Annotated in this window: 19 protein-coding genes; 9 read left to right on the top strand and 10 right to left on the bottom strand. The window is 69.2% G+C overall.

Annotated elements, in window-relative coordinates:
• Position 1 precedes the first annotated feature (1 nt).
• Both ACSUZC_RS09310 and ACSUZC_RS09305 read right to left on the bottom strand, forming a co-directional pair.
• On the bottom strand, positions 2-292 hold the full coding sequence (locus tag ACSUZC_RS09310; RefSeq protein WP_439032536.1) for a MoaD/ThiS family protein: 291 nt from the start codon (positions 290-292) through the stop codon (positions 2-4).
• Positions 293-294: 2 nt separating this feature from the next.
• A complete protein-coding gene (locus tag ACSUZC_RS09305) occupies positions 295-702 on the bottom strand; it encodes a Mov34/MPN/PAD-1 family protein (protein ID WP_439032535.1) in 408 nt (135 codons plus the stop codon).
• A 277-nt stretch (positions 703-979) separates the two neighbouring features.
• Here ACSUZC_RS09305 and ACSUZC_RS09300 point away from each other — a divergent pair, with 277 nt between their 5' ends.
• Both ACSUZC_RS09300 and ACSUZC_RS09295 read left to right on the top strand, forming a co-directional pair.
• On the top strand, positions 980-1,813 hold the full coding sequence (locus ACSUZC_RS09300) for an LppX_LprAFG lipoprotein (RefSeq protein WP_439032534.1): 834 nt from the start codon (positions 980-982) through the stop codon (positions 1,811-1,813).
• A 44-nt stretch (positions 1,814-1,857) separates the two neighbouring features.
• Positions 1,858-2,262 (top strand): DUF4189 domain-containing protein, encoded by a 405-nt coding sequence (locus ACSUZC_RS09295; RefSeq protein ID WP_439032533.1) that lies wholly within the window; start codon positions 1,858-1,860, stop codon positions 2,260-2,262.
• A 48-nt stretch (positions 2,263-2,310) separates the two neighbouring features.
• On the opposite strand, the gene ACSUZC_RS09290 is transcribed toward ACSUZC_RS09295, so the two are convergent.
• The 3 genes from ACSUZC_RS09290 to clpS form a co-directional block, all read right to left on the bottom strand.
• Positions 2,311-3,474, bottom strand: a complete 1,164-nt coding sequence (locus tag ACSUZC_RS09290; protein WP_439032532.1) for a P1 family peptidase — start codon at positions 3,472-3,474, stop codon at positions 2,311-2,313.
• A gap of 64 nt (positions 3,475-3,538) precedes the next feature.
• A complete protein-coding gene (gene aosR / locus ACSUZC_RS09285; protein ID WP_238418986.1) occupies positions 3,539-4,114 on the bottom strand; it encodes an oxidative stress transcriptional regulator AosR in 576 nt (191 codons plus the stop codon).
• A gap of 57 nt (positions 4,115-4,171) precedes the next feature.
• The gene (clpS, locus tag ACSUZC_RS09280; RefSeq protein ID WP_439032531.1) at positions 4,172-4,495 is read right to left on the bottom strand and encodes an ATP-dependent Clp protease adapter ClpS; all 324 of its coding nucleotides are present in this window, start codon (positions 4,493-4,495) and stop codon (positions 4,172-4,174) included.
• A gap of 19 nt (positions 4,496-4,514) precedes the next feature.
• On the opposite strand from clpS, the gene ACSUZC_RS09275 reads away from it, so the two are divergent.
• From ACSUZC_RS09275 to glgB, 5 genes are all read left to right on the top strand, one after another.
• A complete protein-coding gene (locus ACSUZC_RS09275; protein WP_439032530.1) occupies positions 4,515-5,819 on the top strand; it encodes a nicotinate phosphoribosyltransferase in 1,305 nt (434 codons plus the stop codon).
• 51 nt (positions 5,820-5,870) lie between these two features.
• Positions 5,871-6,482, top strand: coding sequence for an isochorismatase family protein (locus ACSUZC_RS09270; protein ID WP_439032529.1), 612 nt, complete (start codon positions 5,871-5,873; stop codon positions 6,480-6,482).
• Positions 6,483-6,631: 149 nt separating this feature from the next.
• Positions 6,632-8,713: an ATP-dependent DNA helicase gene (locus ACSUZC_RS09265; protein ID WP_439032528.1), complete on the top strand. Its 2,082-nt coding sequence runs from the start codon at positions 6,632-6,634 to the stop codon at positions 8,711-8,713.
• A 163-nt stretch (positions 8,714-8,876) separates the two neighbouring features.
• On the top strand, positions 8,877-10,877 hold the full coding sequence (locus tag ACSUZC_RS09260) for a maltotransferase domain-containing protein (protein ID WP_439032527.1): 2,001 nt from the start codon (positions 8,877-8,879) through the stop codon (positions 10,875-10,877).
• A gap of 7 nt (positions 10,878-10,884) precedes the next feature.
• Positions 10,885-13,161, top strand: coding sequence for a 1,4-alpha-glucan branching protein GlgB (gene glgB, locus ACSUZC_RS09255; RefSeq protein ID WP_439032526.1), 2,277 nt, complete (start codon positions 10,885-10,887; stop codon positions 13,159-13,161).
• Between the two features lie 30 nt (positions 13,162-13,191).
• Here glgB and ACSUZC_RS09250 read toward each other — a convergent pair whose 3' ends face one another.
• The 4 genes from ACSUZC_RS09250 to ACSUZC_RS09235 form a co-directional block, all read right to left on the bottom strand.
• A complete protein-coding gene (locus ACSUZC_RS09250; RefSeq protein ID WP_439033054.1) occupies positions 13,192-14,130 on the bottom strand; it encodes a tetratricopeptide repeat protein in 939 nt (312 codons plus the stop codon).
• A gap of 95 nt (positions 14,131-14,225) precedes the next feature.
• Positions 14,226-15,383, bottom strand: a complete 1,158-nt coding sequence (locus tag ACSUZC_RS09245; RefSeq protein ID WP_439032525.1) for an MFS transporter — start codon at positions 15,381-15,383, stop codon at positions 14,226-14,228.
• Between the two features lie 71 nt (positions 15,384-15,454).
• On the bottom strand, positions 15,455-15,850 hold the full coding sequence (locus ACSUZC_RS09240) for a DUF3817 domain-containing protein (protein ID WP_439032524.1): 396 nt from the start codon (positions 15,848-15,850) through the stop codon (positions 15,455-15,457).
• A 61-nt stretch (positions 15,851-15,911) separates the two neighbouring features.
• Entirely contained in the window at positions 15,912-17,114 is a 1,203-nt protein-coding gene (locus ACSUZC_RS09235) for an acetyl-CoA C-acetyltransferase (RefSeq protein WP_439032523.1), read from the bottom strand.
• Between the two features lie 83 nt (positions 17,115-17,197).
• On the opposite strand from ACSUZC_RS09235, the gene mce reads away from it, so the two are divergent.
• A complete protein-coding gene (gene mce, locus ACSUZC_RS09230) occupies positions 17,198-17,668 on the top strand; it encodes a methylmalonyl-CoA epimerase (RefSeq protein ID WP_439032522.1) in 471 nt (156 codons plus the stop codon).
• A gap of 197 nt (positions 17,669-17,865) precedes the next feature.
• Positions 17,866-18,834 (top strand): hypothetical protein, encoded by a 969-nt coding sequence (locus ACSUZC_RS09225; protein ID WP_439032521.1) that lies wholly within the window; start codon positions 17,866-17,868, stop codon positions 18,832-18,834.
• A gap of 9 nt (positions 18,835-18,843) precedes the next feature.
• Here ACSUZC_RS09225 and nucS read toward each other — a convergent pair whose 3' ends face one another.
• Entirely contained in the window at positions 18,844-19,527 is a 684-nt protein-coding gene (gene nucS, locus ACSUZC_RS09220) for an endonuclease NucS (RefSeq protein ID WP_439032520.1), read from the bottom strand.
• Positions 19,528-19,536: the final 9 nt, after the last annotated feature.

The following is a 19,536-nucleotide window of genomic DNA, read 5'->3' as shown; positions in this document are numbered from 1 at the left end:
CTCAGCAGCCGCCGGCGACCGCGGGGAGGATGGTCACCTCGTCGCCGTCGTCGATGGAGGTGTCGAGGCCGCCGGAGAACCGCACGTCCTCGTCGTTGACGTAGATGTTGACGAAACGGTGCAGTTTCGCGGCGCCGCTCGCGTCCGGCGCGACGAGGCGTTCCTTCAGACCCGGGTTACCCGTCTCCAGGTCGTCGATGAGGGCGGCGAGGGTCGCGCCCGAACCCTCCACGCGCTTGGCGCCCCCGGTGTGGGTCCGCAGGATCGTCGGGATGGATACGGTGACGGGCATGCTCAGCTCCTGATCTCGATGTCTTCTTCGGTGACCGCACCGTCGACGATGCGATAGCTGCGGATCTCGGTGGCGTCGGGGTCACGTGTGGACACCAGCACATAATGCGCGCCGGGCTCCCCCGCGTACGAGATGTCGGTACGACTCGGATAGGCCTCGGTCGCCGTGTGTGAGTGGTAGATGACGACGGGCTCTTCGTCCCGACGGTCCATCTCGCGCCAGACAGAGAGCTGTTCGGCCGAGTCGAATCGGTAGAACGTCGGCGACCGCTCGGCGTTGACCATCGGGACGAACCGTTGCGGATCGTCAGAGCCCTCGGGACCGGCGATCACCCCGCACGCCTCGTCCGGATGGTCGGCACGTGCATGCGCGACCATGGCGTCGACCAACTCCTGATCGATCCTGAGCATCGGTCTCCCGTTCTCCTCCGCGGACGTTCGTGGCGTCCCGAGTCTTCTCGTCGCCTCCTCGGTTCGGCAACATCGCCGCCGGTGCCGCTATTCCGCGTTGCGGTGTGACCGACGTTGCGTCGAGCTCTCGCGGCGCCGTCCGAGAAGGGCCTCGCGTCATCCGCCGGAACGTCATTCGGGAGCCGTACAGTTCCCCGTTCGGTCGTGAGACGCCGCTAGTGTTCAGTCGCAACGGCGCCGGGGGTGCGTCGAAAACCCAACGGAGGAGACACTTCTCATGCAGCGAGTCCAACGGGTGGCGACGACCGCACTGTCCGCGGGAATCGTGGCCGCGATCGCCCTGACGGGATGTTCGCCGTCGGAGACCGGCTCTCCCACCGCAACCGGGGGCCCGACCACGTCGACCACGGTCATCGCCGACCCGGCGGCCCAGATCGCCGCCGCCGCGGAGAACACCGCATCCCTCGACGGCGCTCACCTCGATCTCGACGTCGCGGGCACCGTGCCCGATCTGAACGCCAAGAAGGTCACCGCTGACCTGGTCACCACCCCCGACGACGCCGCGAAGGGCGAGGCGACCGTCGTCCTGGGCACCAAGGATCCCCAGGAGGTCGCGGCCCCGTTCGTCTACGTCGACGGAGTCCTCTACGCCGACATAGCCGGCGACGGATATCTGAGTTACGGCGACGGCAAGTCCATCTACGACGTGTCGGTCTTCCTCGATCCCGAGAACGGGCTCGCGAACGTCCTGCGGGAGTTCCGCGATCCCACCGAGATCGGTTCGGAGACGATCGCCGGGGTCGAGACCAGACAGATCAACGGCACCGTGCCCGCGGGAGCACTCGCCGCACTGACCGGCGCCCGGCAGATCGTCGGCCCCCGGGACGCTCCGGTGCCCACCACCGTGTGGCTGACGGCTGGTACCAATCAGCTCGCCCGACTGGTGTTCGGCCCCGACCCTGCCGACAGTGCCACGACCATCACCGTCGACCTGTCGGACTGGAACAAGACCGTCGAGGTCACCAAACCCGACGCGGTCGACACCCCGACCGAGAAGCCCTCGGGTGCAACGACTCCCGGTCAACCGACCCGCGACCCGGCAGGCGGGTGACCGCGATGCGCAATCCGTCCACCACACACCGAGGAGGAGCACCCGTGACCGATCCCCGACATGGCCTGTCCCGACGCATCGCAGGCCTCGCCGCGTCCGTCGTCGCGGTCGCGGCCGCACTCACCGGCACTGCGGTCACGGCAGCGCCCGCCCACGCGTACCACGACTATTACGGCGCACTCGCGCTGTCCCCGTCGACCGGCTCGGTGGGCCGGGCCCTCGACTACGGCTCCCACGCCGCCGCGTCGGCGGCGGCGACCCGTGTCTGCCCCGCCGCGGACTGCGGAGTGGTGGCCCAGTTCGTCAACGGGTGCGGCGCGATCGCATCGTCGCCGAGCTACTGGGGGTACGGGACGGGGTCGCGGCTCTACACGGCCCAGGCCGGCGCGCTGTACCACGCCGGTGGCGGGTCCATCTACTACTGGGGTTGCACCAGCGGGCATCGCTGATCTCGGGTCGGTCGGACGGCCGAGTCGACATCGGCTGAACCAGCCCGGTCAGCGGAAGGCCGACGGCGCCGCCTGGGCGTAGGTGGGGATCGAGGCGACCGGCTCGGCCGCCAGGACCGCGTCGACGATCGCTCGCTGCACCACGTCGGCCGCGACCCGGCACACCTCGGCGACCACCGCGACGTCAGCGTGCATTCCGGCGGGCGACGGGACGGATGACGCGGGTCGGATCGCGCCGGTCGCGACACCGAAGATCGTGTCGCCGTCCAACGGCGAGTGGGCCGGCCGGATCGCGCGCCCCAACCCGTCGTGTCCCGCCATCGCCAGCCTCTTGGTCATGGCGGCGTCGAGCACCGCGTCGGTCGCGACGACGCCGATCGTCGTGTTGAGCACGGTCTGCTTGGCGGCGAGGTCGGCGAGCCGGGCGATGTCGTCGGCGTCGGGCTGTCGGAGCCCCAGTCGGGCGAGCGCCTCCTCGCCGAGATCCCACGGCACGCCGGTCTCGGGGTCGATGACCGCGCCGACCGGATTCGCGACCATCACCGCTCCCACCGTGATGCCTGCCGCCGGGCCGGCCGCGATGGTCGTCGACGCCGTCCCGACGCCGCCCTTGAGCGCACCGGCGCGGGCACCGGCGCCCGCGCCGACGCATCCCACGGCGAAGTCGGTGCCGGCGGCTCGCGCGGCCTCCGCTCCGAAATCGGCGTCCGGGCGCCGGTCCCAGGCACCCACCGGGAGATCGAAGATCACCGCGGCCGGCACGATCGGCACGACGTGACCCCGGTCGTCCAGCGGCAGACCCACACCGTCGGCCTCGAGCGTGCGCATCACCCCGTCGGCCGCCGCGAGACCGTAGGCACTTCCACCGCTGAGGACGATCGCGTGCGCGGTCTGCACGGTGTTCGACGGATCGAGCAGATCGGTCTCCCGGGTACCGGGGCCTCCCCCACGGACATCGACCGCGGCGATCGCCCCCGGCACGGACACCCGCACGACCGTCGTACCCGTGACCCACCCGTGTCCGTCGGGTGAGCCGGTGCCGTCTGGGGTGTCTGGGGTGTCTGGGGCGTCCGGGGTGTCTGGGGTGTCTGGGGTGTCTGGGGAGCCGGCCACCCGCGCATCGGCGTCGACGCGATGAGCGTGGCCGACGGTGATCCCCGCGATGTCGGTGATCCGGTCGCCCTGCCGGGCCGGTCGTCCGGTGGTCGTCACTGGAGCCCTCTCGTCGTCATGGATACCGCTCCTTCGCGCGCACTGCGGGTCACGTCGAGGAGGGTCACATCAGGGCTTCGACGAGCAGATCCTGCATCACGGTCAGCCAGTGATAGACGTCGAGGTGCGCGGCGTGCGGATGGTCGGGCGGCAACTGATCGGGGGTGTCCTCGGAGATGCCGAGCATCGCTCCCAGCGCCAGACGGACGTCGTTGAGCGCGGCCAGCCATGCGGTCGCCTCGTCGGGCGTCAGCGCGAAGTCGCCTCCGCCGGCCGGCAGGGTGTCGAGAAGCACCCGCGCCGACTCGAGCTTCGCGTCGATGATCTTCGGCTCGTTCACACTGCGCAGAGCCGAGTTCAGCTTGCCGTTGACCACCTCGGCGGAGAGCTCGTCATCCTGGTCCGGCCGGTGGAAATCGGGCAGCAGTCGGCCCAGCGTGACGTCGTCGGGCGCCTCCGAGTGCCCCACGCGGATACCGGTCAGCGTCGCGAGATCGTCGCGAGGCGCGGAATCGGCCCGCTCGGTGAGCAACTCACACATCGACGTGACCATCGACGCGAGGAGTTCGGCCTCGTGGGCGTCGAGTTGGGAGGCGATGCGGATCGAATCGCCGCGGCCCTTGCGTTTCCAGGTGCGCACGGCTTCAGTGTGCCCGGAGCGACGCGGACAGCGGCGATGCGGCTCCGGATCGGGCGGTCACGAATCCCGCTGCATGGTCGCCCACAGACCGGCGGCATGCAGTTTGCGGACGTCGCCCTCGACCTTGTCGCGATCGCCGGAGGACACCACGGCCCTGCCCTCGGTGTGGACCTGCATCATCAGTTCGTTGGCCCGGGACTCGGAGTATCCGAAGATCTTCTGGAAGACGAATGTCACATATCGCATGAGGTTGACCGGGTCGTCCCACACGATCGTCATCCACGGCTTGTCGAGTCCCGCCGCGCCGTCGGCGACCTCTGGTTCGGCGACCGCCGTACCGCCGGGGGTAGCCTCGTGCGCACGAGTTTCGTCAGGCGCCATAGGGACAGGGTAAGCGATTGTGAGCATCGACAACACCGCGCTGCTGACCGATCAGTACGAACTGACGATGGTCGCGGCAGCGCTCCGTCACCCGGTTGCGCACCGGCGGTGCACATTCGAAGTGTTCGCGCGTCGCCTCCCCGACGGGCGGCGCTACGGCGTCGTGGCCGGCACCGGACGGATTCTCGACGAGCTGACGCACTTCCGGTTCGGCGACGAGGAGATCGCGGTCGTCGAGAAGTTCCTCGACCCCGACACCGTCGCCTGGCTGCGGAATTACCGCTTCTCCGGCGACATCGACGGATACCGCGAGGGAGAACTGTATTTCCCGGGATCGCCGATCCTGACGGTCCGCGCGACCTTCGCCGAGGCCGTCCTGCTGGAGACGCTGATCCTGTCGATCCTCAACCACGACAGCGCGATCGCGTCGGCGGCCGCCCGGATGGTGAGCGCAGCCGGAGCGCGCCCGATCATCGAGATGGGGTCGCGTCGCACACACGAGCGGGCAGCCGTCGCCAGTGCGCGGTCCGCGTTCATCGCAGGTGTCGCCGCGACCTCCAACCTCGAGGCGGCGCGGCGCTTCGGGGTACCGAGCGCGGGCACCGCGGCCCACGCCTTCACCCTCGGCTTCACCGGTCCCGACGGCCCCGACGAGAAGGCGGCGTTCGCCGCGCAGATCGAGGCCCTCGGTGTCGGCACGACCCTGCTCGTGGACACCTACGACATCACCCAGGGCGTCCGCAACGCGATCGAGGTCGCCGGCCCCGGACTGGGCGCGGTGCGCATCGACTCCGGCGACCTGGGTGTGCTGGCACGTCAGGTCCGGGCACAGCTCGACGATCTCGGGGCCGTCGACACCAAGATCGTCGTCTCCGGTGATCTCGACGAGTACGCGATCGCCTCGCTGCGTGCCGAGCCCGTGGACACCTACGGGGTCGGGACCTCGCTGGTCACCGGCAGTGGCGCACCGACCGCCGGTATGGTCTACAAGCTCGTCGAGGTCGACGGCGTACCGGTGGCCAAGCGGGCCAGTCACAAGGAGTCACGCGGCGGCGCCAAGTCCGCGATCCGCGCCGCCCGGTCGAGCGGCACGATCGTCGAGGAGATCGTCTACCGCGCCGACGCGGACCGCCCGACCGCCGACGGGTTCGGGTTGCGGGATCTGCAGATCCCGCTCGTGCGGGGCGGCGATCCCGTCGATTCGCTCCCGACCCTCGCCGACGCGCGCGCCCACCTCGCCGCCGGCCTGGTGAGCCTGCCGTGGGAGGGTCTGGGCCTCTCGCACGGAGATCCCGCCGTCCCCACCCGCTACGAGCTGGGCTGACGACCCACCCGATCCCGATGAGCCGACAGATCCGATGAGCCAGGAGATCCGATGAGTACCGAACGCAACGACGGCACCAAGCCCGCCGACGCGTTGATCGTCGTCGACGTCCAGAACGATTTCTGCGAGGGCGGGGCGCTCGGGGTCAACGGGGGCGCGGCGGTCGCGCGCGCCATCACGTCCATCCTCGACGAGTACCGCACCGTGGTGGCGACCCGGGATTACCACATCGATCCCGGGGATCATTTCTCCGACGACCCCGACTACGTCGACACGTGGCCGCCGCACTGCCGGGTCGGAACCGACGGTGTCGCGTTCCACCGGGAATTCGATTTCGGTGCAGCGCACGAGATCTTCTCGAAGGGTGAGTACAGCGCCGCGTATTCCGGCTTCGAGGGTGCCGCCGAGGACGGCTCGACGCTCGCCCAGTGGCTGCGCGACCGCAAGATCTCCACGGTCGACATCGTCGGTATCGCCACCGATCACTGCGTGCGCGCCACGGCACTCGACGCGGTCACCGCCGGCTTCACCACCCGGGTGCTCCTCAACTTCACCGCCGCGGTCGGACAGGAGACCACCGCCAAGGCGCTGACGAGTCTGCGCGAGGCCGGGGTGGAGCTCATCGGCGATCTGCTCTACGACGGCTCGAGCCGCGCCGGCTGACCGATCGGAGAACCTGCGACGGCACATCACCTCCGCAACTCGAGGGAACCGGCGAGCACCTAAATCCGTCTGATACACCACAACCGCACGACCGTCGACGATCCGCCAGACGCGACGCCCACCGAGAACAACCCCGGAACACACATCACATGTCCAAGACACCCCCGGTGACCGATCTGCTCGACGTCGCGGTCACCGCGCTCGGCGGAGCCCGCCGCGACGGCCAGGTCACGATGGCATCCGCGGTGGCGCACGCCATCGACACCGGCGAGCACCTCGCGGTCCAGGCCGGCACCGGCACCGGTAAATCGCTCGCCTACCTCGTGCCGGCCATCCGGCATGCGGTCGAGAGCGGCCGCACCGTCGTCGTGTCCACCGCGACGATCGCCCTGCAACGCCAGCTCATCGAGCGCGACCTCCCCCGCCTGGCGAAGGCGCTGAAGAAGCCCATCGGCCGCGAGCCCACGTTCGCGATCTTGAAGGGCCGGGGAAACTACCTGTGCCTGAACAAGATCCATTCCGGGACCGCCGAGGAGCCCGACACCGAGCTGTTCGACCCGTTCGAGCTGTCGCGCACCGGCCGGGAGGTCACGCGGCTCCGCGAGTGGAGCAGCGACACCGAGACCGGCGACCGCGATGACCTCGTACCCGGTGTGTCCGACCGCTCCTGGCGGCAGGTCAGCGTGTCGGCGCGCGAATGCCTCGGGGCGGCGAACTGTTCCTACGGTGAGGACTGTTTCGCCGAGCAGTCACGCCGTCGGTCCGGCAAGGTCGACGTGGTCGTGACCAATCACGCGCTGCTCGCCATCAACGCGACGAGTCCGGCCAACGTGCTTCCCGAACACGATGTCGTCATCATCGACGAGGCGCACGAGCTCGTCGACCGGATGACCTCGGTGGCCACCGACGAACTGTCGGCCACATCAGTGGCACTCGTCGCGCGACGCTGCGGCAAGCTCGTGGACGAGGAGACCGCCGACGCGCTGCTCGGAGCGGGCGAACAACTGGGCGAACTCCTCGAGAACGCGCCGATGCGGCAGTGGACCGGCCTCCCCGCCGATGCGACCACGGTGTTGGTCATGCTCCGCGACCGGTTGTGGCAGGCCCGCAACGCCATCGGACCGGTCCGCATGGCCGGGGCCGCCGACGACGGCGCCGCCGCGTCCCGCTCGGCGGCGTTGACTTCGCTGGAGGACATGCACGATTCCGTGGTCCGCGTCCTGGGCGCCTTCGACGAACCCGACGAGGCCAAGCGACGCGACGTGGTGTGGGCAGCACTCGACACCTCGCGTCGCGGGACCGAGCCGCGACCGGTCCTGCACATCGCGCCGCTGTCGGTCGGTGGGCTGCTGCGGGCGTCGCTGTTCGCCGACGCGACCGTCATCCTGACGTCGGCGACACTCACCATCGGCGGTTCCTTCGACGCCCTCGCGGCGACGTGGGGCCTGCCCGCGTCCGGCCGCGGAACCGACCGTCCGGTCGCCGATCAACAGAACGTCTCCGATGTGACCGCGAACGGCAAGGCGGTGCCGTCGGATTCGGGTTCGGCGCGCTGGACGGGCCTCGACGCCGGGTCCCCCTTCGACTACCCGCGGTCGGCCATCCTGTACGTCGCGCGGCACCTCCCCCGCCCGGACCGCTCGGGGATCTCGTCACGGGCGATGGACGAGATCGCCGAGCTCGTCGACGCCGCGGGCGGTCGCACCCTGGGTCTGTTCTCGTCGATGCGCGCGGCCCGGGAGGCCGCCGAGGCCATCCGGGAACGCACCGACCACCCGGTGCTGTGCCAGGGTGACGACACCACCTCGACGCTGGTGCGTCGCTTCGCCGACGATCCCGCCACCTGTCTGTTCGGCACCTTGTCGCTGTGGCAGGGCGTCGACGTCCCCGGGCCCTCGCTGAGCCTCGTCCTGATCGACCGGATCCCCTTCCCGCGCCCCGACGATCCCCTGCTCACCGCACGCCAGCGCGCGGTCGACGCGCGCGGTGGCAACGGTTTCCTGTCGGTGGCGGCCAACCACGCCGCCCTGCTCCTGGCCCAGGGCGCCGGCCGCCTGCTGCGGTCGGTGGACGACCGCGGCGTCGTCGCGGTCCTCGACTCCCGGCTCGCGACGGCGGGATACGGCGGGTACCTGATGGCGTCGCTACCGCCGATGTGGCGCACCTCCGACCCCTCGGTGGTCCGTTCGGCGCTCACCCGACTGACCGCCGCAGCACCTTCGGTGGGCTGACCTCCCCAGACACCGCACCACCCGGCGGGCGAACACGGCGGGCGGGCGGTGAACAAGACAATCCCCTCCGCGGGGCACTAGGTTGGGAACCGGTGATACCAACGACGGCGAGACCGACAGCACACCCAGGCCAGGCGCGGGAGCTGACGACAGGAGGCTTCACGTGATCGGGCGCATGGGTATCGACGACATCGCACCCCTCGTCTCGACCGGGCTTCAGCCCGTCAAAGCCGTTGTGGGAGAGATGCTCCCGGTGAGCACCACCGCATGGCGCGAGGGCCACGACGCCATCGGCGTCACGTTGCACGTCGAGGCACCGCAACAACGCGTCCTCGACATCCGGATGAGCCCCGCCCCCGAACCGGACATGTTCAACGCCGCGTTCGTCCCCGACTCGGTGGGGTTCTGGTCATACCGCATCGAGGCCTGGAGCGACCCGTACACGACGTGGCGTTCGGCCGTGATCAAGAAGCTCGACGCCGGGCAGGGTGCCGCGGACCTCGCCAACGACCTCGAGATCGGCGCCCGGGTGCTGACCACCGCGGCGGGGCTCGTCGCCGACGACCGACGCGAACTGCTACTCGACGCCGCCGAACAGTTGCGCGCCCGCAGGCGGCGTGTCGAGAACCGCGTCGGCCTGGCGATCTCGGACGAGGTCGCAGAGGTCCTGACCGACAACCCGGTCCGCGAGCTCGTCACCAAGAGCCGCACCTATCGGGTGTGGGTCGACCGCAAGCGTGCACTCTTCGGCTCCTGGTACGAGCTGTTCCCGCGGTCCACCGGGGGCTGGGACAACGACGGCAACCCCGTCCACGGGACGTTCCTCACGGCGGCACAGGATCTACCGCGCGTCGCGGACATGGGATTCGACGTCGTCTACCTCCCGCCGATCCACCCCATCGGCGAGGTCAACCGCAAGGGACCCAACAACACCCTCGTCGCCGGACCCGACGACGTCGGATCGCCCTGGGCCATCGGCTCCAAGGACGGCGGCCACGACGCGATCCACCCCCGGTTGGGCACCGAGGACGACTTCGAGTACTTCGTCGGCCGGGCCCGCGAACTCGGCCTCGAGGTCGCCCTCGACCTCGCATTGCAGTGCGCACCCGATCATCCGTGGGCCGTGGAGCACCCGGACTGGTTCTTCGTCCAGCCCGACGGGACCATCGCCTACGCCGAGAACCCGCCCAAGAAGTACCAGGACATCTACCCACTGAACTTCGACGACGACCGTAACGGCATCTACCGCGCCGTCCTGAAGGTCGTCCTGCACTGGGTCAACCTCGGGGTCGACATCTTCCGCGTCGACAACCCCCACACCAAGCCACCGAACTTCTGGGAGTGGCTGATCACCGAGGTCAAGAAGCGCCACCCGGATGTGCTGTTCCTGTCGGAGTCGTTCACCCGGCCGGCCCGGCTCTACGGCCTCGCCCGGCTCGGCTTCAGCCAGTCCTACACCTACTTCACGTGGAAGACGCTCAAGTGGGAGCTCGAACAGTTCGGCCGCGAACTCGCCGACCATGCCGACGAGGCGCGGCCCAACCTGTTCGTCAACACCCCCGACATCTTGCACGAGAGCCTGCAGCACGGCGGTCCGGGGATGTTCGCACTGCGCGCGGCACTGGCCGCGACCCTCGCACCGACGTGGGGGGTGTACAGCGGATACGAGCTCTACGAGCACCGGGCGGTGGCCGAGGGCAGCGAGGAGTACCTCAACTCCGAGAAGTACGAACTGCGGCCCCGCGACTACAAGGCCGCGGCGGGTCGCGGTGAGTCCCTCGAACCGTGGATCACCTCGCTGAACGAGATCCGGCGGCGTCACCCGGCGCTGCAGCAGCTGCGCAACATCCACTTCCACCACGTCGACAACCCGTCGCTCATCGTCTACTCCAAGATCGACCCGGTGTCCGGTGATCGGGTCGTCGTCGTGATCAACCTGAACCCGTTCGGCGCCGAGGATTCCACCGTGTGGCTCGACCTGCCCAAGCTCGGCTTCGAGTGGTACGACCACTTCACCGTTCGCGACGAGGTCTCCGGCGAGGAGTACTGGTGGGGACAGGACAACTATGTGCGCCTCGAACCCTGGCGTGCGGTCGCGCACATTCTCGCCCTGCCGCCGTTGAATCCCGACGCCGCACAGCAACTCGCCTACCGGATCCAGTGAGGTACCCGTGACCGACCGTTCCGATCCCTCGAACACCACACCGAACCCGGCGGCGCCCACACCATTCGAGTCGCCTGCACCGTCCGACCCGCCGGACCCGAGCGCATCCGAGCACGACCTGAACCGCCTGGCCGCGCAGACCCACCCCGACCCGCACGCCTTCCTCGGCGCCCACGACGCCCCGGGTGGCACCACCATCCTCCGCACGCTGCGTCCGAACGCGGTCGAGGTATCGGCGATCATCGGCGGGATCGATCACCCGATGACCCGCCAGACCGATGACCTCTGGGTCGTCACAGTCCCCATCGCGAACCTCATGGACTACCGGTACCGCGTCACCTACCCCGACCCCTCGGGCGGCACATCGGAATTCGTCGTCGCCGACGGATATCGGTTCCTGCCCAGTCTCGGCGATGTCGACATCCACCTGTTCAGCGAGGGACGCCACGAGGCGCTCTGGAACGCCCTCGGCGCACGGGTCACCTCCTACACCACCGCCGACGGCGTCGTGGAGGGCACCGCCTTCTCGGTGTGGGCACCGAATGCGCACGGCGTCACCGTCATCGGCGACTTCGACGGATGGACCGGGCGCGTCGCCCCGATGCGCAAGATCGGGTCGAGCGGCGTGTGGGAGGTGTTCGTCCCCGGCGTCGGCGACGGAGCCCACTACAAGTTCCGGGTGCACGGGGCCGACGGGGTCATCCGCGAGAAGGCCGACCCGATGGCATTCCGCACGACCCCGCCGCCGGCCACCGCCTCGAGGGTCACCGTGTCGCAGCACGTCTGGACCGACGACGCCTGGATCGCCCGGCGCGAACAGTCCGCACCCGAACGCGAACCGATGAGCGTCTACGAGGTGCACCTGGCCTCGTGGCGCGAAGGCCTCGGTTATCGCGAGCTGGCACACGAGCTGGCCGACTATGTGGCCGAGAAGGGCTTCACCCACGTCGAGTTCCTGCCCGTCGCCGAGCATCCCTTCGGCGGATCCTGGGGCTATCAGGTGACGTCGTACTACGCGCCGACGGCTCGCTTCGGAACGCCCGACGACTTCCGGTATCTCGTGGACCACCTCCACTCGCGAGGCATCGCGGTCCTCGTCGACTGGGTGCCCGCCCACTTCCCCAAGGACGACTGGGCACTGGCGCGCTTCGACGGCACGCCGCTCTACGAACACGCCGACCCGATGCGTGGCGAGCAACTCGACTGGGGCACTTACGTCTTCGATTTCGGCCGGCACGAGGTGCGCAACTTCCTGGTGGCCAATGCGCTGTTCTGGTTCAGCGAGTACCACATCGACGGACTCCGGGTGGATGCCGTCGCCTCGATGCTGTACCTGGACTATTCACGACCCGCCGGCCAATGGCGTCCGAACATCCACGGCGGGCGGGAGAACCTGGAGGCGGTCCAGTTCCTCCAGGAGACCAACGCGACCGTCCACAAGCACTTCCCGGGCGTGATCACCGTCGCCGAAGAGTCCACTGCATGGCCTGGTGTCACCCGCATGACCGATCTGGGCGGACTGGGTTTCAGCTTCAAATGGAACATGGGCTGGATGCACGACACCCTCGACTACCTCTCGCGCGACCAGATCCACCGCAGCTTCCACCACCACGAGATCACTTTCTCGCTGATGTACGCGTGGAGCGAGAACTTCGTCCTGCCGCTGTCGCACGACGAGGTCGTGCACGGCAAGGGGACGCTGTGGACCCGAATGCCGGGCGATTCGTTCACCAAGGCCGCGGGTGTCCGGGTCTATCTGGCCTTCATGTGGTCGCATCCGGGCAAGCAGTTGTTGTTCATGGGCCAGGAGTTCGGACAGACCGGCGAATGGGCCGACAACCGCAGCCTCGACTGGCACCAGCTCCAGGGGTGGGAGGGCGAACTCCACTCCGGCATCTCCGCGCTCGTCACCGACCTGAACCGGATCTACCGTTCAGCTCCCGCGCTGTTCACCCAGGACATCGATCCCCTCGGCTACGAGTGGATCGACGCCAACGACACCGCCAACAACGTGATCAGCTTCCTGCGATACGGCTCCGACGGGTCGGTCATCGCATGCCTGTTCAACCTGAGCGGTGCGGACCGCGCGGACTACCGCGTCGGGCTCCCGCTGACCGGTGTGTGGGACGAGATCCTCAACACCGACGCCGAGGCCTACAGCGGCGGCGGCCGGGGCAACATGGGCTCGGTGACCGCCGACGGACCGTCGTTCCACGGGCGTCCGACGTCGGCCCGCGTCATGCTCCCCGCGAACTCCGCGATCTGGCTGGCTCCCCGCGGGTGATCCCCGCGGAGCCGCCCTGCGGCACCGGGCTCAGTAGAGAGCGCTGGCGAGCTTGCGACGCGCGCCGACGACGAACGGCTCGGCGGGATCGAAGAGTTCGAACAGCTCGAGCAACCGGGTACGGGCGCGGGTGCGCTCCTCGCCGTTGGTCACCCGCACGACGTCGATGATGCGATCGAACGCGGCCTCGGGCTGCTGGGACAGCAGGAGAACGTCGGCGGCGGCGAGCTGGGCGTCCACGTCACGAGGTGACGCCGTCTCCACGATGGCCGGATCGTGCGCCTGCGCGCGCAGGATGAACTCCAGATTGCGTGCGGCCGAGGCCGCCTCGACATTGTCCGGCTCGGCGTCGGCGATCGCCCGGTAGTCGGCGAGCGCACCGTCGAAGTCGCCGTCGTTGAGCTTGGCCTCTGCGGCCAGCAGTCGCGGGTCCTCGGGTTCCGGTTCGGGGGCCGCGCCTGCGGGCGCCCCGGGGAGCGCATCGCCGATCTGCGCGAAGATGTCGTCGATCCACTGGGTGATCTCGGCTTCGGACCGCACACCGTTGAACGCGGTGATCGGCTGCCCCTGCATGATGGCGACGACCATCGGGATCGACTGCGCGCGGAACGCCTGGGCGATACGCGGATTCGCGTCGACGTCGACCTTCGCCAGTACCCAGCGTCCACCCGAAGCTGCGGCGAGTCGTTCCAGGACGGGTGAGAGCTGTTTGCAGGGCCCGCACCACTCGGCCCAGAGGTCGATGACCACGAGCTGTTGCATCGAGCGGTTCAGGACCTCGGCCTCGAACGTCTCCTCGGTGACATCGAGGACGGCCGCGCCGCCCGTCGCTGCCGGGACCTGCCCACCGGGAGGGGCCTGATCGTGCGGGGCGGATGCCGCCCCGGTCTGCGCGCGTTGTGCTTGTGCGCGTTCGGCTTCGGCCCGTTCCTTCAGAACGCCGAGATCGACGGCACCGGACATGGCCATGGCGGCTGCAGCCTGCTGGCGGGCCGCCGCGGCGGCCTGCTGACGATTGGTTGGTCGCGTCACCCCTCTAGTGTGGCACGCCCGCCGGAGAAGGATCAGTCGGCGCCTGACGACCGGGCGGCCGTCGGCGACAACGGCCGCGGACCGGGCGGACGGACCACCGAGGCCAGCCCGATCGCGAGGACGAGCGCGGCCACGGCTGCCAGTAGTCCGGTGTTCAGGGAGGTCCGGCTGCTGATGAACCCGACGATCGCCGGGCCGGCGAGCATTCCGAGGTAGCCACAACCGACGACTGCGGAGATCGTCCGCCCGCTGGCCTGTCCGGACAGGTTGCCGGCTGCGGTGAAGATCTGCGGGATCAGGCCCGCCAGGCCGAGACCGAACACGCCCCAGCCGACGACGGCGACGGCCGGCACGGGCGAGAGCACCGCGATGAGGATGCCCGCCGTTCCGATCAGTCCGCCGTACCGCACGACCGTGACCGGACCGACCGAGGTCACCACCGGGTCGATGACGAAGCGAGCGATGGTCATCGTCGCGCTGAAGGCGCCGAAGGCGATGGCTCCAACCGCTTCGGAGGTGCCGAACGTCTCGACCACGTGGAGTGCACTCCAGTCGTAGGCGGTGCCCTCGGCGAGCATGAGCGCGAAGGCGACGAGTGCCAGCAGCACCAGTCGTCGCCGGTCGACGGTGCGCCACCAATGCGAAGATGCGGATTCGTCGGCACCGTCGTCGATCGCCCCCACGTCCCGGTCGGCCAGACCGCGTGCCGCCACCACGACGACCCCGAGTCCCGCGACGGCCGCGCATGCCACGGTCGGCACCACGCCCACGTCCGCCCACAGCGTCGCCGCCACCACCCCGGAGCCGACGAGGCTGCCCGCGGAGAAGAAGCCGTGGAACGACGACATGATCGGACGACCGTAGGCCCGCTCGACGATCACCGCCTGCGCGTTCATCGAAACGTCCAGGCATCCGTTGGCGAAACCGAACGCCACCAGCGCGCCGGCCAACGTGAGCCCGTCGACGGCCAGGACCGGGGCGAGTATCACCGCCGCCAGCAGCACCGCCGCGCCGATGGTCACCGGCCGTGAACCCCAACGGTCGATCAGGCGCCCGCAGACCTGCATGCCGACGAACGCCGACCCGCCCAGCAGGAGGAGCAGCCCGCCGAGCTCGTCGTGCCCGACGTCGGTCCGGGCTCTGATGACCGGGATGTGCGCGACCCACATGGCCGCGAGGAACCCGTTCAACGTGAAGATCGCCCCGACGCTGCGCCGGGAGCGGCGCAGCGTCGTGGCGATCGGTGATGCGGTGGACGTGGTCAGGCGGTGGCCTGCCTGCTCGCTCGGCCCTCCGACAACTCGGCGAGGTGGCCGTTACGCCGCGCCCACCACTCGAAGACGATCGTGCCGAAGGGCGGGATGCTCGACGCGAGGGCGAGCAGGGTGACGATCGGGATGCCGATCCGGCGCGAACCCAGCGGGAGTTCCCACTTCACCGCGTTCCACTTGAGCTGGACCGCGGTGATCAGGGCGACGACCACGAAGATCACGAACACGATGCCGTGGATCATGCCCGGCTTGGCGATGGCCTCGTCGTCGTCGTTGACGCGTTTGACGACCATGGCGACCAGCAGGATCGCCCAGGTGATGGCCTCGGCGACAGCGACGAGCCGGAAGCGTTTGGCCGGAGTGGTCAGGTCGAAGAAAGACAGCATGATCCCCATTGTGCCGAATCGGACATCAAACTACGACAAAGTGTCGTAGACATCTCCTCGGTCAGCTCTTCGGCACCTTGATGATGAGTGCGTCTCCCTGACCTCCGGCGCCGCACAGAGCCGCCGCGCCGGTGCCGCCGCCGCGACGCTTGAGCTCGAGCGCGACGTGCAGCGCCACGCGCGCACCCGAGGTCCCGATCGGATGGCCGACGGCGATGGCGCCACCGTTGACGTTGACGATCTCGGGGTCGATGCCGAGTTGCTTGGTCGAGGACAGACCCACCGCGGCGAACGCCTCGTTGATCTCGATGAGGTCGAGGTCGGCCGGTGCGATGCCCTCGCGGTCACATGCCTTCACGATGGCGTTGGCCGGCTGCGCCTGCAGGCTCGAGTCCGGCCCGGCGACAACACCGTGGGCGCCGATCTCCGCCAGCCACGTCACACCGAGTTCCTCGGCCTTGGCCTTGCTCATCACGATCACGGCAGCCGCGCCGTCGGAGATCTGCGACGAGTTGCCCGCGGTGATGGTGCCGTCCTTGCGGAACGCCGGACGCAATCCGGAGAGCGACTCGACGGTGGTGTTGGCACGGATGCCCTCGTCCTCGGCGAACTCGATCGGGTCGCCCTTGCGCTGCGGGATAGACACCGGCACGACCTCGTCGTCGAACAGTCCGTTCTTCCACGCGGCGGCCGCGAGCCGATGGCTGCGGGCGGCGAACTCGTCCTGCTGCTCGCGGGTGAACCCGTCCGCGTCGTTGCCTTGCTCGGTCAGCGCCCCCATCGGCTGATCGGTGAAGGCGTCGTGCAGGCCGTCGAAGGCCATGTGGTCGACGAGCTCGGTGTTGCCGTATTTGAAGCCGCTGCGGCTGCCCTGCAGGATGTGGGGCGCCTGGGTCATCGACTCCTGGCCACCGGCCACGACGCAGTCGAACTCACCGGCGCGGATGAGCTGGTCGGCGAGCGCGATCGCGTCGATACCCGACAGACACATCTTGTTGATGGTCAGCGTGGGGACGTCCCAGCCGATGCCGGCCTTCACCGCGGCCTGCCGGGCGGGCATCTGGCCTGCGCCCGCGGTGAGGACCTGGCCCATGATCACGTACTGGACCTCCGACGCCGGGACACCGGAGCGCTCGAGCGCACCCTTGATCGCGACGGCACCGAGGTCGACCCCGCTGAAGTCCTTCAGCGAACCCATCAGGCGGCCGAAGGGCGTGCGCGCACCGGCGACGATGACGGTTGTCGTGTCGGGAGTCGAGGACATGGAACGAACCTCCGGGGGTCTCGTGAGGGGGTTTACCGAGCGCCCGCTCTGTGCGCTCAACACCTCAACGCTACCGTTGTCCCATGTCTTCCTCAGCAACGGACCCCAGCACCACAGCTCTCATCTCCGACCTGGTCGTGGCCATCGATCACGTCGGTATCGCCGTCCCCGATCTGGATGCCGCCAAACAGTGGTATGCGACCCACCTCGGCTTCGAGACGCTGCACCAGGAGACCAACGCCGAGCAGGGCGTCGAAGAGGCCATGGTCGGCCCCGCGGGCGGCACCGGCGCGGTCATCCAGCTGCTGGCACCGCTCGACGAGTCGTCGACCATCGCGAAGTTCATCGATCGCAACGGACCCGGCCTACAGCAACTCGCGGTCCGCGTCACCGATGTCGACGCCGTCATGGCGCGACTCACCGAGGCCGGCGTCCGCGTCCTCTACCCCGCCGCCAAGCGTGGCACCGCGAACTCACGCATCAACTTCGTGCACCCGAAGGATGCCGGGGGCGTGCTGCTCGAACTCGTCGAGCCCGCCGCTGACGCTCACTGAGGGACTGCGAAACTCCGCAAAACCTCTGGGAGTCAACGACTTCCGCTCTGACGCCCGCCGGGGGCTGCCACTCGCCCACAACCGGCGGACGTTCACGCGACCGTCGGCATCGCGACCGCGCGGACGCCGCAACCGGTGTCCGCGCGTCGCCGCCGACGACGCGTCGACCCAGCACGCTCTCCGATACACTGGCCGCCATGCCAGGTCCCGCACGGCAATTGCCCTTCGCGATCGTGATGCGCGGTTATGACCGTGAGCAGGTCGCCGACCACCTCCAGCGACTCGACGCCGAGCTGCGCGTCCTCGCCGCCGATCGCGACGCCGCCACCGCCAACGCACACGAGTTGGCCTCCCACCTCGAGGACGCGCGCGACGAGATCGCCGAGCTCCGCCGCGAGGTGGACAAACTGTCGGTTCCGCCGACCACCGCGCAGGGGATGAGCGAACGCCTGTCCCGCATGCTGCAGCTGGCCTCCGACGAGGCGTCGGAAATGCGTGCCGAGGCGTCCGCCGAGGCAGCCGAGACCTTGTCCATCGCCCGCCAGGAAGCGGCCGACATGCGCTCGTCGGCCGCTGCCGACGCCGAGCGGGTTCGCGGCGAGGCCCGTACCGCCGCCAAGAAGCTCGTCGACGAGGCCGCCGCGCGAGCCCGCCAGGTCAAGGAAACGGCCGCCGCGAACGAGTCGGAGTCGGCCCGGCTGATCGCCGAACGCACCGCGGCGATGGAGGCCGAACACACCAAGACGATGTCGGCCGCCAACGACGAGGCCCGGCGCATCGTCGAGAAGGCCAAGGCCGAGGTCGCCGAACTCGAGGCCGTCAGTGCGCGCGAGCGCGAAGCCGAACGCGAACGTCAGGATGCCGAACTGGCCGACCAGCGTGAACGGGCTCTCGACGAGGCGGCGCACATCCGGCAGACCGCCCTGGACATCGCCGCCGAGCGCTTGAACCGCTCCCGCGAGTTGGCGCAGGCCGCCGACCGCGCCCGTCAGGACATCGCCGCCAACCTCGGCCAGCTGCGCGACAGGTTGGCGGAGCTGCCTGCGCTTCTCACCCAGCCCGAGGACTCCGATTATTCGCTGCTCACCGACGCCGAGGACCTGGATCTGCTCAACCGCAGGCTCTCGCCCGAGGCCAGGGTCGAGGAAGCACCCAGCAACGCCTGACCAGGCGCCCTAGAACAGCCGGAACTCGGTACTCTCGGCACCGCGCAGCTCGTCGTAATCGAGGACGACACAGCGGATCCCGCGGTCCTCGGCGAGTGTTCGCGCCTGCGGCTTGATCTGCTGAGCCGCGAAGACCCCTGCCACGGGTGCCAGCGTCGTGTCCCGGTTGAGGAGCTCGAGGTATCGGGTCAACTGCTCAACACCATCGATCTCACCCCGCCGCTTGATCTCCACCGCGACCGTGGCCCCGGAGGCGTCGCGGCAGAGCAGGTCCACCGGTCCGATGGCCGTCATGTACTCGCGCCGGATGAGCGTGTGCCCGGGGCCGAGGGTCTCGACGTGCTCGGCCAGGAGCTCCTGGAGATGCGCTTCGACGCCGTCCTTGACCAGCCCGGGGTCGACGCCCAACTCGTGTTCGGAGTCGTGCTCGATGGCGGCGATGGTGATCCGCAGTTCCTCACCGGCCTTGTTCGTGACCACCCAGTACGCCTCTGCCTGCGTACCCTCGGGGACAGCGGCCTCGGTCAACCAGCACGGCGGGCTCATCCAGTTCAGCGGCTTGTACGCACGGTCGTCGGCGTGCACGCTGACCGACCCGTCGGACTTGATCAGCAACAGCCGCCGCGCCATGGGCAGGTGGGCGGTCAGCCGCCCGACGTAGTCGACCTGACACTCAGCGATGACGAGACGCACGTGCCCACC

Origin of the sequence: Gordonia terrae (assembly GCF_051789125.1) — a bacterium.
GTDB classification, from domain to species: Bacteria; Actinomycetota; Actinomycetes; order Mycobacteriales; family Mycobacteriaceae; genus Gordonia; species Gordonia terrae_A.
The sequence above is the reverse complement of the archived record's forward strand: the minus strand, read 5'-3'. Positions and strand labels throughout refer to the sequence as shown.

Bases quoted from the DNA above. Each gene is read 5' to 3' on its own strand.
- clpS (WP_439032531.1), bottom strand. From the start codon at position 4,495: ATGGCGCCTGACGAAACTCGTGCGCACGAGGCTACCCCCGGCGGTACG.
- ACSUZC_RS09250 (WP_439033054.1), bottom strand. From the start codon at position 14,130: ATGGCCATGTCCGGTGCCGTCGATCTCGGCGTTCTGAAGGAACGGGCC.
- ACSUZC_RS09270 (WP_439032529.1), top strand. From the start codon at position 5,871: ATGAGTACCGAACGCAACGACGGCACCAAGCCCGCCGACGCGTTGATC.
- ACSUZC_RS09310 (WP_439032536.1), bottom strand. From the start codon at position 292: ATGCCCGTCACCGTATCCATCCCGACGATCCTGCGGACCCACACCGGG.
- ACSUZC_RS09300 (WP_439032534.1), top strand. From the start codon at position 980: ATGCAGCGAGTCCAACGGGTGGCGACGACCGCACTGTCCGCGGGAATC.
- ACSUZC_RS09225 (WP_439032521.1), top strand. From the start codon at position 17,866: ATGCCAGGTCCCGCACGGCAATTGCCCTTCGCGATCGTGATGCGCGGT.
- ACSUZC_RS09305 (WP_439032535.1), bottom strand. From the start codon at position 702: ATGCTCAGGATCGATCAGGAGTTGGTCGACGCCATGGTCGCGCATGCA.
- ACSUZC_RS09265 (WP_439032528.1), top strand. From the start codon at position 6,632: ATGTCCAAGACACCCCCGGTGACCGATCTGCTCGACGTCGCGGTCACC.
- mce (WP_439032522.1), top strand. From the start codon at position 17,198: ATGTCTTCCTCAGCAACGGACCCCAGCACCACAGCTCTCATCTCCGAC.
- ACSUZC_RS09235 (WP_439032523.1), bottom strand. From the start codon at position 17,114: ATGTCCTCGACTCCCGACACGACAACCGTCATCGTCGCCGGTGCGCGC.
- ACSUZC_RS09240 (WP_439032524.1), bottom strand. From the start codon at position 15,850: ATGCTGTCTTTCTTCGACCTGACCACTCCGGCCAAACGCTTCCGGCTC.